Source organism: Bacillus sp. ISL-57, assembly GCF_018613135.1.
Classification (GTDB): Bacteria; Bacillota; Bacilli; order Bacillales; family DSM-1321; genus Peribacillus; species Peribacillus frigoritolerans.
In genome coordinates this window covers 432839-446590 of record NZ_JAGGQV010000002.1, presented here as the reverse complement: position 1 = coordinate 446590, position 13752 = coordinate 432839, and the positions used below count along the sequence as shown (strand labels likewise).

Below are 13752 nucleotides of genomic sequence, written 5' to 3'. Positions count from 1 at the left end.
CACTCCTATAATAGTAGTGCGGGCTTTTCTTGTTTTTTAGTGATATTTTCATTATAGTCGTGAATTTTGGTGTTTTACACGGTCATTTACTCGTGAATTTCGATCAAATACTCGTGAGTTTCGGTGTTTTACTCGTGAATATTGGCCATTTACTCGTGAGTTTGAGCGTAATACTCGTCAATTGGCGTAAGTACAAAAATAAAGATTTATAATGATAATTCTTGTGGAGGTTCACCATTGTTGTTCATCAACCGGATGCTTTCCGGCTTAATTTGCAGAATTAAATAATTTGGATCTTTAGGCCCTTCGAACCACTTTTCAAATGATTCATTCCATAATTTATCTTTCAGTTCCTGTGAATCGTTTATTTTCGTGGTACCTGAGATCTCCAGGTAAGAATCACCCAATCCTTCATTATCATAGCCAATCAGGATATGAACATTAGGGTTCTTTTCAATTTCGTCGATTTTTTCCGTCTTTCCACTCGTGGGTGTGTATAAAGTTAATTCATCATTAAAAAATGTCATATAGCGTGAATGTGGTTTGTTGTTTTCAACTGAAGATAAAACTCCTATTTTATGATCACGGATGATGTTCAATACTTTTTCTTTTATTTGGTTTTGGCTCATTTTTGACACTCCTTTTATTTTTTACTTTATTACTTTTCCTCTTTTTTCATTAAGTTAAACAAAATTATGCAGTTTGCCATTTTTATGAATGAATACCGAAAGAAGTTGCCATACTAGTCATTATGTGTTCTGTTTAGAGCAATTTCATGATGTGAATCCATTTGTAAAGGTGAGTATGATGAATGAATTGTGGTGAATTACTTATCATTGGCGGGGCAGAGGATAAGTGCCTTGAAGGTGAAGTATTAAATAAATTTGTCGAGCTTGCTACCCATAGCAAAGGCGGAATAGGAATATTGCCTACAGCGAGTGAAATTCCTGAGGAAGTGAGTACAGAGTATATCAAGATTTTCAGGGATTTAGGTGTGGACAGGGTGGAAGTGATCAAGCTGGATTCAAGGCAGGATGCAAACGATCCGGCAATTTGTGAACAGCTTGCATCTTTTTCCGCCATCTTCATTTCAGGGGGAAACCAAAGCCGACTGTCTGAACTGATTGGAAAAACAAAGTTCCACGATGCCCTTTCTAAAGCCTGGCATGAAGGAATGGTGATAGCAGGGACAAGTGCTGGTGCTTCGATTTTAGGTAAGTATATGATCGTTGCTGCTGACACGATGCTGAATGACAATAAGTTAAAGGTTGAAATTGGCGTAGGTTTCGGCTTTCTGGACGGACTGATAATCGATCAACACTTTTCCCAGCGTGGCCGGTTTGATCGTCTGTTAAGTGCAATAGCAGGTAAAAAGGAAATTATGGGTATTGGCATTGATGAAAATACAGCAATTTTAGTTAAAGACGGTCATTTTGAAGTAGTCGGCCAACATCAAGTATTGGTTCTTGATGGCAGCACCAGTGATTATATAAATATCACATCTTCTGATAATGGAAGTGAAGAGTTGACTCTTTCGGGATTCAACCTTCATGCACTAACCAGGGGATACCGTTTTGACCTGCTTACAAGGAAATTGTTGATGAAAAAGGGGATCCAACAATGAAGATCAATCGAGTCCGTTATTTAAAAGGACCTAATTATTTTGCTTATACACCTACGATTTGCATTGAATTGGATATAGGGGAACTGGAACAGAAACCATCTGATTCAATACCTGGATTCAATGAAAAATTGTTAAAGGTGCTCCCGAACTTGGGAAGCCATACATGTTCAAAAGGGTATCGAGGCGGATTCGCCGAAAGGCTGAGAAAAGGAACATGGATGGGACATATATTGGAGCATATGACGATTGAGCTTCAAAACTTGGCTGGAATCGAAGCCATTCGGGGAAAAACGATAATGATGGAAAAGAAGGGTTTTTATTATGTTACCTTTGACTATCAGGAGCCTCACTCAGGTCTTCAAGCTTTTTTAGCAGCAAAAGATATCGCGGAAGCCATCCTGAATGGTGAAAAACTTATAAATGTACAATCTTATGTAAAACAAATAGAGCAGTTATATTATAAAAATAAACTGGGGCCAAGTACCGAAGCCATTTTTAAGGCAGCGCAAGCAAAAGATATCCCTGTCGAGCGAATGGGTGATGAAAGCTTATTGCGTTTAGGAACAGGTGCAAGGCAGAAGTATGTCCAGGCGACAATCTCTAGCCAGACTTCGAATCTTGCGGTTGAGAATTCATGTGACAAAGCATTGACCAAATCCATTTTAAGAGGATGTGGCCTCCCTGTACCTGAAGGGGAAGTTGCCCATTCCATTGAAGATATCTTTGCCTCGGCGGACAGGCTGGGTTTTCCACTGGTCATAAAACCGTATAATGGGAGACAGGGTCAGGGTGTCATCACCCATATCAAAAATAAGGATGAGCTATTCAATGTAATCAATTGTTTGGAGTTGCATGTAGAGAAGTATATTATCGAACGGCATATTGAAGGACATGATTATCGGTTACTGATAGTTAATGGAGAACTTATCGCCGCCAGTTTGAGGCTTCCACCCTATGTTATTGGCAATGGCAAGGAAACGATACGCAGTTTGATAGAAAAGGAAAATTGTAATGATTTGCGGGGAGAAGGTCATGAAAAGCCGATGTCAAAAATCCCACTTACACATACCGTGACGTGTTACTTGGAAAAATCGAATCGGACACTCGATACGATTCCGAATCAAGGGGAATTGGTTCAAGTTGTCGGCAATGCAAATCTTTCGACTGGCGGAAAGGCAATCGATGTAACGGACCAGGTTCATCCGACCATTAAGAATATGGCTGTTGCAGCTGCGAAAGCGATTGGTTTGGATATCGCCGGAATAGATTTTATTTGTGAGGATATATCAAAACCGATCGAACATTCAAGGACTGCAATTATTGAAGTGAATGCTGCACCGGGAATTCGAATGCATCATTATCCGAGTGAAGGGAAAAAAAGGGATGTAGGCAAAGCCATTGTCGATTATTTATTTCCAACCAGGGAAGAGGCGGCTATACCGATCATTGCAGTGACCGGAACAAATGGCAAGACGACAACAACCCGATTGATTCATTATTTTCTTACTAATGAAAAAACAAAAGTTGGGATGACAAATTCTGATGGAGTATATATCGGCGATGAGGTATTGGATCACGGTGACTGCAGCGGCCCTGTCAGTGCAAGAATGGTATTGGCCCATCCTGAAGTCGATATTGCCGTATTGGAAACGGCCCGTGGCGGGATTCTGCGTGAAGGTCTTGCTTTTCGTAAATGTAATGTGGGGATCATCACCAATGTAAGTGAGGATCACCTCGGCCGTGATGGAATCGATACATTGGATGATCTCATTAAATTAAAGAGGCTGGTAGCTGAAGTCGTAATGAAAACAGGCTATTGTGTACTGAATGCAGATGATCCGAATGTAGCTGCCATGAACGCTTATACAGATGGGGAGGTCATTTACACCTCTACAGATGCCACCCAGCCTCACGTGAAAGCTGCGATAGATAAGGGATGTAAAGTTTGGTGCGTCAATGAAAAAGGCGTCATTTGTCATTCAGCTGATGGAGTCATCCATCCATTTATGGATTGCACCATGGTTCCAATTACGATCTCCGGCATGGCGCGTCATAATATCGCCAATTTACTTCAGGCGTTAGCCGCAGCCGAAACACAAGGCATTTCCATGGAAGAACTAAGAAGGAAGGCTGCCACATTTATGCCTGATACGAATTTGTCCAAAGGACGGTTCAATTTGAAAAAGTTGAAAGAGCGCACGATCATCATCGACTATGCTCATAATGAAGCGGGATTGAAGGCCATATTCGAAACGGTCAGTGCCTATAACAAAAATCATCTTATCACTGTTTTGGCAGGGCCAGGGGACCGTATTGATGAAGAACTTATCAGACTCTCCAAGGTAGCGGCCATTAATTCCGATCTGTTCATCATTAAAGAAGACGATGATTTGCGGGGAAGGGAGCCGTTAGAAGTAGCCGGGCTGCTTCAGGATGCTGCGGTAGAAGCTGGGTTACAAAAAGATCGGACATTCATCGAACCGAATGAATTGGACGCATTCATAAAAGCCTGGGAGAAGTCACAACCGGGTGACCTATTATTGTTCTTTTACACGGATTTCGAATATGTAGAGCGATTTTTCGAAAAGGTTTCAACAAATCCATTGCCGAAGAAATAAAACAAAGTGATCTCACCCTGGAAATCCCATCGCTTTCCAGTGCAAGTGGAAAATGAAAGTATGAAAAAAGCTAATCCAAGTGGATTAGCTTTTTTTCATGACCGTTTCATTTGCAGCCGGGACAGCGGTATGGTCTTTTTTATATATTCGCTGAAGCACGATTGACTGAACAATCATGAATATACCACCGATTGACCAATATAGTGGCAATGCAGCAGGAGCAGAGAAAGAAATGAATAAGATCATTGCTGGTGAGAGCAAGCTCATCATCTTCATTTGTTTCTGCTGTTCTTCCGGCATTTGTCTCACGGAAATGACCGATTGGAAGTAATAAATGACACCAGCGATTATCGCCATGGCAATATTCGGCTGACCTAGGCTGTACCAAAGGAAACTATGGGTCGCAATTTCATGGGAACCTTGAATTGCATAATAAAAGCCCATTAGGATTGGCATTTGAATTAACAGCGGCAGACAGCCCATGTTTAAAGGATTGACTCCATGTTTTTGGTAAAGCTGCATCATTTCCTGCTGAAGGGCCTTTTGTTTAGCGGGATCTTTCGTCTCTTTGATTTTCTGCTGGATTGCTGTCATTTCCGGTTTCAGCCCACTCATCTTCGTCTTCATGCTAAGCTGTGTTTTGTATTGTTTGGCAGTCAGTGGTAGCAAAACAAGGCGAATCAAAAATGTCATCATGATGATGCTTAAACCATAGTTGCCATTAAATAAACCAGCATTGAATTCCAGCATTTTTGTCATGGGGTTAACCAATGCAGTATGAAATGGGCCGCTCGTTGCTGCTGAGCAACCAGTCATAAGGGTCGTTGCCAAAAATAGGACGGCAATTAAAAACATGTTTTTCTTCTTCAATATAATTTCCTCCTCGAATTGTTATTGTTTAAACAACTAGAAGGAGGCTTGGCTCATCGGAATCATCTGGTGAATCTTTTTGCCGGATAAATGTGAAAAAGCGCTGTGCACCGCGCCAATCAAAGGTGCTGCCTGTATGAACAGGGGATTTGCTTTTATCTGTATGAACGGAAGCTTGATATTTGTCATTCAAGAGCGATTGCTTTTTATTTAAGAAGTAAAACGCGGCCAGTGGAAAGACAAAGGTAAATAAGTAACCTGCCCATACCGCATGGCGAACGGTTTGATAATCGAATTCTAATAATAATTCCCACATAGGAATCCCTCGTTTTTTCTAAGATAAGAAAATTTGTCCAAAAATGATTTAGGGCCTAACATGACTATTGACCATATTTAAATCATTAACAACACTATATCAATTCTAGGGCAAGAAAGCTAAAAAATATAGGGGTTTTTTCAAAAAATAAACAGGGAATATTTTCTGATGCATTAATTTCAAAAATAGATTGAATGGAAATCAAATTCGAGACTGTTCAGAGCAGAGGCTGTACAAATGGTCATTCGTCTACATACGGATAAATGGAAGTTCAATTATGAGGTGAAAAGGTATGAAACCCTACGATTCATTCAATCAACAAAACGACCATAACGGTAATGAACGAAATGCACATCTCCGAAATATGGGCAAACATTTCATGGCAGGGGCATATCCATTTGAGAATCAGATGATGGATGTAAGGACTCCTCCTGGCCCGCCTGGTCCGTCCTACGGAGGGGGCCAGCCACCGCCTCGGCCGCCGTACGGAGGAGGACCGCCTCATATAGCTCCGCTATTATTCACTCCACAACTTCATGAAGGAATGTATAAGGCAATGGATACTATGTCAATGAAAGGGTGCTTATACAAACATACGTATATTTGGCTTAAGAATGGCCGTTCATTTTGGTTTTACCCAACATATGTCGGATATAATTCAGTGGCAGGTTATCGTTGGAGACGAAGTCAACAGCGATGGGCCTATTATGGAACGGACGCGCATGAAATACAATACTTTCATTGTTTTTAAAAAAACAAAAAACAATCCGCATTTGCGGATTGTTCAAAATGTACAAATTTGGACATAGATTGGAACGTAGGGCACTCGCTTTCCGCGGACGGTCCGGACTCGGCGCACTTGCGCCTTTGGGGTCCCCCTTGAACTCGATATTCCCGCAGGAGTCTCGCACACCCGCTCCAATCAACTATTTTTTTGCTTAAATTCTTTTGTTCCTAACCTTTAAACAAAATTTCAAAGGGAATTTTAAAAGGGATTCGGAGTGGTCTCACCCTGAACCGTGTAAAGAACTAGTTATCACTATCATTCAAAGATTCAATCCAAAAAATAATCTGGAAAATCGGAAATGATCCCATCTACCTGCATCATTTTGAACATGCGTATTTGTTTTTTATTGTTGACGGTCCATGTAAATACTTTCATCCCGTGCTTTTGGATTCGCTTTTGCAGCTTCGTACTCAAAATCGTTTGTTTTGGATTCAAAAATGATGCAAACTTGGCAATCTCTTTTATTTTTTGGTCATTGATTCGCCGTTTTATCAAAACGCCCACTTGTATGTCAGGCATTAATTGATGAAACCTTTTCATCGATTCCATATCGAACGAATGAACCATTATCTTATTTTTACTTGTTGAACATTCTTGGAATTCACCTAATTCTTCGGCAAGTTTCACTTCTATGCCGGGATAAGCAGAGGGATGTTTCAATTCGATTAAAATTCCGGCTTCAGACCCGAAATTCTCCAATACTTCCCTTAGTAAAGGAATCCTTTCGTTTTTATAGCGAGAATGATACCAGCTTCCTGCATCCAGTTCCTTTAATTCGGCTGCCGTGTAATCACGGAGATTCCCTTTGCCGTTTGTGGTTCGATCCAAGGTGGGATCATGATGAACAACAAGGACATCATCTTTACTGAGATGGATATCCACTTCCAGGAAATCAGCTCCCAATTCAATGGCTTTTTTATATGATGCCATTGTATTCTCGGGGCAATATCCAGATGCACCCCGATGTCCAATTTTAATGGGGGAATGCTCCATCATTAAGCTTTCAGGGAAATCACTTTTTGATCTTTTAGCGTAGAGAGCGAACAGGACAAGCATGGTTATCACGATAATAAGAAAAAATGCGGTCATCTTTCACACTCCTATCAGGCACAATGATTAAAAGTTAGCAGGACAGTCTCATTTCATAATATTACATGCTGGGCAGGAAAAAATCATGTTTTACACAATGTTATCATCCGACTTAAAGGATTTATTGGAAAGGTATGGAATACATATAATTTAAGTATCAGTAAGGAGGGAAAGCAGATGGAATTGCAGGTGAAACCGAAGTCTAAAAAATGGAAGGGGAATTTTGGTTTATATTTTTCCCTTCCCATTCTCTCTTGGGCGTTTTACGATTTTGCCAATACGATTTTTTCTTCTAATATCAATACGATTTTCTTTCCATTCTTTCTCCAGGAACAGATTGGGGAAAATGCCGTTCTTGATCAGATTGCGAGTACCTTCATCTCCTACGCTAATGCGATTGCCAGTTTGTTTCTCGTTTTGTTTTCCCCGCTGTTCGGTGTCATGATCGATCGAACGGGAAAAATGAAAAAATACATTATGATTTTCACACTCATTTCCGTTGTATGTACATTTTTAATGGGGGTATTCGGAGGAATGCCGTTGGATGGAAAGATTCTGGGCATTCCCGTTTCATTGGCGATCGTCATTCTTTTATTTGTGATAGCAAAGTTTTTCTATCATTCGAGTCTGGTTTTCTATGATACGATGATGAGCGATTTAGGCACGAAACAGCAATTGCCGCTTATATCAGGATTTGGCGTGGCGGTAGGCTATCTTGGAACGTTAGTGGGACTGTCAATCTATCCATTCATAAATAAAGGGAGTTCACATGAAGCCTTCATTCCCACTGCCATTTTATTTCTGGTTTTTTCCCTTCCCTTATTCTTTTTTTTAAAAGAGTCCCCAAAACAGCAAAAAGCGAAAGAACCTTTTTTATCAGGTTATAAGGAAATTAAATCAACATTTAAAGAGATGCGATCCTACCGATCGGTTTTTACATTCATGATTGCTTATTTCTTTTTAAATGATGCAATTGCGACCACTATAGGCATGATGGCCGTATATGCCAAGACTGTTGTTGGATTTTCCTCCAGCGGATTCATTTTTCTTTACCTGGTATCGACAGTATCGAGCATTGCCGGATCGTTTCTGTTTGGATACATCTCGCAGTCGAAGGGACCGCGGCTGGCTGTAACGTATGTGGGAGTTCTGCTCTTGGTCGCTTTATTTATAGCGGTCTTCGCACAAACCGCCCTATGGTTCTGGGTTGCAGGGAGTATGTTCGGCATTTCGCTAGGTTCGATGTGGGTGACTTCACGGACGTATATCATTGAATTGACTCCGGATGAGAAGAGGGGGCAATTTTTTGGACTATTTGCATTCTCTGGAAAGGTCTCTTCAATAATCGGTCCGCTATTATATGGAACGATCACGTTGATATTCCACGACCTCGGTACATTGGCGAGCCGGATGGCACTAGGGTCATTGATCATCATGGCGATAATAGGTCTTGGCTTTCTTTTGAAACTGAAGGGATTGGAAGAGGTGAAATAAGAAAAAGGGACTGAGCCGGCCTTAATGCCGTATTCAGTCCCTTGCAAAAACTTTATACCAAAATCAAGGTGACATCGACGTTCCCGCGTGTTGCTTTTGAATAGGGGCAGATCATGTGTGCTTTTTTGGCGAAGTCTTCGGCTTCTTCCCTGCTTAGGTCGGGAATCGAAACATCCAACCTGACCGCCAATTTAAAACCGCCGTCATCCTCATCTTTACCGATCGTGACATTTGCAGTCACGGATGTATCGGCCTTTTTCTTTTCTTTTTGCAGAACAAGATTCAAGGCACTGTCAAAACATGCCGCGTAACCGGCTGCGAATAACTGTTCAGGGTTTGTGGCGCGCTCACCGGAACCACCTAATTCCTTCGGTGACCTCACATCGAAATCCAGAATCCCGTCCTCTGATTTAATATGTCCTTCCCGACCACCGTGTACGGTAACTGTAGCTGTATATAATGGTTTCAATGAAAACAACTCCTTTATTATTCTTACTATCATTACTTCCCTGCTGTAAGTCTTGTTAAACAAAATGAAAGCGAGTATTGTTTGAAAATGGTATTAAATTGGTTTTAAATTGGAAGATATTGTTTTATAATGTACTGTATTAGGAGATGTAATACACCCATTGCAAGGAGGGTTTATGATGTTTGAGTTGGATGTTCAAAGTGGAAAGCCGGTATATGAGCAATTGATGGATAAGTTAAAGGAACTAATGATCAATGAAGTTTTACAGGAACATAATCAGCTCCCATCCATCCGAATATTGGCTCAGGAATTGACCATCAATCCAAATACGATCCAGAAAGCTTACAAGCAGCTGGAGTCTGACGGGTTTATATATACCTTACCAGGCAAAGGGAATTTCGTGGCACCTCCTAAATCCTTCAAAAATTCATTGAAGAAAGAAGAGATCAGAAACGAGCTTTCAAAGGTACTCGCTGAAGCTCTGTATATCGGAATCGATAAACATGAAATTTATAGAATGATAAAGGAAATCAGTCCATTGGCAAAGGGGGGGGATTCATGATTGAAATAAAACAGGTGAGTAAATTATATGAAGGAAAAGAAGCAATCAAAAACGTCACCTTGGTCATACAAAAAGGCTCCATATTCGGGTTATTAGGTTCAAATGGGGCGGGGAAAACGACTCTCTTAAAAATGCTTTCAGGCAACCTGATACAGGATGCAGGTGAAGTTCTTATTGATGGATCATATGTGTTTGAAAACCGTGAAGTGAAAAATCGTTGTTTCTTCCTTCCTGATACGCCTTATTTCCTGGCTAACTATACGATCACGCAAATGGCAGGTTTTTATAGCCATATTTATAGCGAGTGGAATCAAGAACGTTTCCATCAATTACAGGAAGTATTCCCGATACCCGTCCAAAATAAAATACATAAACTATCGAAGGGGATGCAGAGACAGGTTGCTTTTTGGCTAGCACTCTCGACGATGCCGGAAGTTCTAATATTGGATGAACCGTTTGATGGATTAGATCCGGTCATGCGAAAAAATGTGAGGCAGTTGTTGATTCAGGATGTTTCGGAAAGGGATATGACGATTTTACTATCGTCCCATAATCTCCGGGAAATTGAAGATTTAGCCGATCATGTAGGGATTTTGCATAAGGGTGAGCTTGTTATCCAAAAGGTTTTGAATGACTTGAAAGCTGATGTACATAAAGTGCAAATTGCCTTTAAGTATAAAATTCCCCATGGTTTATACCGCGGAATTCAAATCCTTAACAAGGAAAGACGCGGCAGCGTGATCGTTTGTATCGTTAAAGGTAGTGAAGCCATGATTAAATCGCATTTTAATCAGTTTCAGCCGGAAATATTAGATATTCTCCCCCTTACTCTAGAGGAGATATTCATTTATGAAATGGGGGATATCGGTTATGTCATCCAGAATAACCTGGTTTAATAGGGAACTGATTATCTATATTTTCAGAAGCACTGGCTGGATTGGTTTCCTATATCTTGTAGGCCTCATATTTGCGCTGCCTCTGAAAATGTTAGCGATTATCTTGAATGGGAACAATGAATATGTGGAATTCGAAAACCTTTTTTCCTGTCAGCAGAAGATACAATTTGTCTTGGTCATCGTTATTCCAGTATTACTTGCCATCTTCCTTTTTCGGTTTTTACAAATGAAACAAGCCTCAGACTTCATTCATAGTTTACCGATTACGAGACGCAGCATCTACGTTCATATGATTGGAACGGGAATTGGTTTCATGGGTTTGCCGATTTTGCTTACAGGTTCAATATTGATATTATTTCATTCGGCAATTGATATAGAACGGCTATATACCATGACGGATATATGGTCTTGGATGGGGACTACATTCATTTTGGAAGCTTTGATCTTTTCTGTTGCCGTTTTACTTGGAATGGTTACGGGATTATCAGCCTTTCAAGGAGTGCTGACCTATATTTTTCTTACTTTGCCGGTGGGGCTTTTTGTTTTGTTTGCAGCCAATGTGAAATTTTTGATAGCAGGATTTTCTGCAGAGTATTATCTAAGTGCCAATATGAAGGGCATCTCCCCATTATTAGCAGCAACGGAGATGGAAAAAATCACGTTCTTCTCTATTAATACATTAATTTATAGTATATTAACCTCTCTATTTCTGATCAGCTCTCTTTTTCTATATGAGAGGAGAAAGCTGGAGCATGTGTCGCAGGCATTTGTTTACCCGAAGATTAAGCCAGTGTTTAAATTCGGCCTGACATTATGCATGATGCTGTTTACAGGGCTTTATTTTAGCGAAACGACAGGCGAATCTGGGTGGATTTTTTTTGGATATACCGTGGGTTCTTTGCTTGGATATTATTTAGGGGAAATCGTCCTGCAAAAGACTTGGCGAATACGGGTCAACCTGAAAGGTTATGTAGCATTTATAGCGGCTGTCATTGTGCTGGCACTCATTATAAAAATAGATCCCCTTCAGTATAAGACCAAGATTCCTGATGAAAAGATGATTAGCCAAATTTATATTGGTGATTCTCCTTTATTTTTTGATGGCGATGACACTTCGAATAGTGCTTCCACTTATCTTAAAGAGAAGGAAAATATTGAAGCGATCAGGTTATTGCATCAGGAGATCATCGATAAGGGCAAAAAGGTTTCCATTGGTGAATGGAATGATGGTCAATCCGTATTTCTTATGTATGAACTCAAGAATGGAAAACGGTTAGCAAGAGAGTATCATTTACAGAATTACGACTCATACATGCCGCTATTGGCAAAAATATATGAGTCGAATGAATATAAAAAAATGGTTAATCAGGTATTGAATGTTTCCGCTGAAGACGTTTCTAAAATCAAGATAACGGCGAGCGGCCAAGTGGACAAATCCATAACGATTACGGACCGCCACCAGCTGGCAGCTGCAGTGAAGGCATTGTCGGAGGATCTGAATAATCAATCTTTCGCGCAAATGACTTCTTCTTTTGGTGATTACGCCTCCATAGAGATTCTTTTGAAAAATAACAAAACCATTTATATGAATTGGGACTCTTCATATTCTCAGTTTTCTGAATGGATGGTTAGTACCGGACAATCGGAACAAGCGCGGTTAATGGCTGATGATATTTCTTATATCCTGGTTGCGAAGTCCGAATCAAAAATTTATCACACGAATTCTGAAAGTGAACTTGCACAGCAGATTGAACAACAGCCAAATCGCTTGAAAATTAAGAACGCTTCTGAAATCGAGACAGCCATTGATAATGCCCAAATTGATTGGAGCGGGGAGTATTTAGCTGCCTTTTATTATAAAGAAAGCAGAGATGTGGACATCAAGAGTTTTTCTGGCGAACTTGTTCCTGATTTCATTTTGGGTCATTTTAATGAAAAATAACGTGAATATTTCGCATGTACACATAAAGGAAAGGATGCCGCCCAATATGGGCGGCATCCTTTTGCATTGCCTATCAATTATGTTTGTGTATCAATGCTTTAGAGTTTTACGACGTTTTTAGCTTGAGGTCCGCGGTTTCCTTCTTCGATCTCAAATTCAACCTCTTGACCTTCATCAAGGCTTTTGTAACCTTCTCCTTGAATGGCGGAAAAATGTACGAAAACATCATCTCCGTTTGGTACTTCGATGAAACCAAATCCTTTGTCACTATTGAACCATTTCACTTTACCTGTTACTGTCATTCGATGAATCCTCCTAAAAAGTTAAAAAATATTAATGGTGATGATTTTACCTAGATGGAAAAATCAATTTCACACATTATCCAACACCCTCATTCAAGTAAAATTATAATACGGCGATGCTTGATAATATGTGAAAGCCTACAGGGAAAATTACCACAATAACCTCTGGAACAATTTCCAGTTTTTTAGTATATACCCACCTTTATAAAGGATAAAACAAATGAAAGTAATTTATACATTCCCATTTGGGGAAAATAATATTAGATAGGTTTTATATGGGGAAATATAACGATATTGTTGCGCGGAATTTTCCTTGATTGAAATTTGACTGGGGATTCCATGTCCAATATGAAATGCCTTTATGGTTGAAATCAGGAAAACAATTTGGCATTAAAGTTTTCTGCGAAAATAATCGGGTATAGGATAAGAAAGAAAGGACTGATGAAAAATGAAGAAATTATTAAAAAGGGCTCTCATTTTTGCTGCTCCAATCATATTCAAGGAAGTAAAAAAACGCTGGAAGAACAAGCGGAGTCAAAAAACGTTTAAAACTGCAAGGTAAATGAATAAACCATGAATAAATGAACGGTAATCATATGGATAAAGATAAGGGGCGCTGCTTAAGCGTCTTTTGTTTTGCCATCTGAACAAATCCCCTAATGGGTGTTTCATTCACCTCTACATCTTTCCTTCATATCGTGTTAAAATAGAAAGGTTGATTGAAATGAATGCTGAGTAGCCAATGCTTAAGCCTTATGATATATTTCTTCTTACATATATTGT

Annotated in this window: 14 protein-coding genes; 8 read left to right on the top strand and 6 right to left on the bottom strand. The window is 40.0% G+C overall.

What is annotated here, in order from left to right:
• Nucleotides 1-59 precede the first annotated feature (59 nt).
• A complete protein-coding gene (locus J7I90_RS05400) occupies nt 60-212 on the top strand; it encodes a hypothetical protein (RefSeq protein WP_214768861.1) in 153 nt (50 codons plus the stop codon).
• On the opposite strand, the gene J7I90_RS05395 is transcribed toward J7I90_RS05400, so the two are convergent.
• Nucleotides 207-629 carry a pyridoxamine 5'-phosphate oxidase family protein gene (locus tag J7I90_RS05395; RefSeq protein WP_214768859.1) on the bottom strand — a complete coding sequence of 141 codons (423 nt, stop codon included), beginning with the start codon at nt 627-629 and terminating at the stop codon, nt 207-209. The genes J7I90_RS05400 and J7I90_RS05395 overlap by 6 nt on opposite strands.
• A gap of 182 nt (nt 630-811) precedes the next feature.
• Between J7I90_RS05395 and J7I90_RS05390 the strand changes: the two genes are divergently transcribed.
• Together J7I90_RS05390 and cphA are read left to right on the top strand one after the other, a co-directional pair.
• Nucleotides 812-1624, top strand: coding sequence for a cyanophycinase (locus J7I90_RS05390; RefSeq protein ID WP_214768852.1), 813 nt, complete (start codon nt 812-814; stop codon nt 1622-1624).
• Entirely contained in the window at nt 1621-4242 is a 2622-nt protein-coding gene (cphA, locus tag J7I90_RS05385) for a cyanophycin synthetase (protein ID WP_214768850.1), read from the top strand. The genes J7I90_RS05390 and cphA overlap by 4 nt, the downstream gene beginning before the upstream one ends.
• A gap of 84 nt (nt 4243-4326) precedes the next feature.
• Here cphA and yidC read toward each other — a convergent pair whose 3' ends face one another.
• Both yidC and J7I90_RS05375 read right to left on the bottom strand, forming a co-directional pair.
• The gene (yidC, locus tag J7I90_RS05380; protein WP_251025105.1) at nt 4327-5112 is read right to left on the bottom strand and encodes a membrane protein insertase YidC; all 786 of its coding nucleotides are present in this window, start codon (nt 5110-5112) and stop codon (nt 4327-4329) included.
• Nucleotides 5113-5140: 28 nt separating this feature from the next.
• Entirely contained in the window at nt 5141-5428 is a 288-nt protein-coding gene (locus J7I90_RS05375) for a hypothetical protein (protein WP_034314256.1), read from the bottom strand.
• A 292-nt stretch (nt 5429-5720) separates the two neighbouring features.
• Between J7I90_RS05375 and J7I90_RS05370 the strand changes: the two genes are divergently transcribed.
• On the top strand, nt 5721-6179 hold the full coding sequence (locus tag J7I90_RS05370; RefSeq protein WP_251025104.1) for a hypothetical protein: 459 nt from the start codon (nt 5721-5723) through the stop codon (nt 6177-6179).
• A gap of 303 nt (nt 6180-6482) precedes the next feature.
• Here the strand turns inward: J7I90_RS05370 and J7I90_RS05365 are convergent, their stop codons facing one another.
• A complete protein-coding gene (locus tag J7I90_RS05365) occupies nt 6483-7304 on the bottom strand; it encodes a glycerophosphodiester phosphodiesterase (protein ID WP_214768842.1) in 822 nt (273 codons plus the stop codon).
• Nucleotides 7305-7481: 177 nt separating this feature from the next.
• Here J7I90_RS05365 and J7I90_RS05360 point away from each other — a divergent pair, with 177 nt between their 5' ends.
• The gene (locus J7I90_RS05360; protein ID WP_214768840.1) at nt 7482-8798 is read left to right on the top strand and encodes an MFS transporter; all 1317 of its coding nucleotides are present in this window, start codon (nt 7482-7484) and stop codon (nt 8796-8798) included.
• Nucleotides 8799-8850: 52 nt separating this feature from the next.
• Here J7I90_RS05360 and J7I90_RS05355 read toward each other — a convergent pair whose 3' ends face one another.
• Nucleotides 8851-9267, bottom strand: coding sequence for an organic hydroperoxide resistance protein (locus J7I90_RS05355; protein ID WP_096338351.1), 417 nt, complete (start codon nt 9265-9267; stop codon nt 8851-8853).
• Between the two features lie 178 nt (nt 9268-9445).
• On the opposite strand from J7I90_RS05355, the gene J7I90_RS05350 reads away from it, so the two are divergent.
• Genes J7I90_RS05350 through J7I90_RS05340 form a run of 3 tightly spaced genes read left to right on the top strand, consistent with a single transcriptional unit; the run spans nt 9446 to nt 12667 of the window.
• Entirely contained in the window at nt 9446-9829 is a 384-nt protein-coding gene (locus tag J7I90_RS05350) for a GntR family transcriptional regulator (protein WP_214768838.1), read from the top strand.
• On the top strand, nt 9826-10725 hold the full coding sequence (locus J7I90_RS05345; protein WP_214768836.1) for an ABC transporter ATP-binding protein: 900 nt from the start codon (nt 9826-9828) through the stop codon (nt 10723-10725). The genes J7I90_RS05350 and J7I90_RS05345 overlap by 4 nt, the downstream gene beginning before the upstream one ends.
• The gene (locus J7I90_RS05340; protein WP_214768834.1) at nt 10700-12667 is read left to right on the top strand and encodes a DUF6449 domain-containing protein; all 1968 of its coding nucleotides are present in this window, start codon (nt 10700-10702) and stop codon (nt 12665-12667) included. The genes J7I90_RS05345 and J7I90_RS05340 overlap by 26 nt, the downstream gene beginning before the upstream one ends.
• 98 nt (nt 12668-12765) lie before the next feature.
• Here the strand turns inward: J7I90_RS05340 and cspD are convergent, their stop codons facing one another.
• On the bottom strand, nt 12766-12969 hold the full coding sequence (gene cspD, locus J7I90_RS05335; RefSeq protein ID WP_134783366.1) for a cold-shock protein CspD: 204 nt from the start codon (nt 12967-12969) through the stop codon (nt 12766-12768).
• Nucleotides 12970-13752 lie beyond the last annotated feature (783 nt).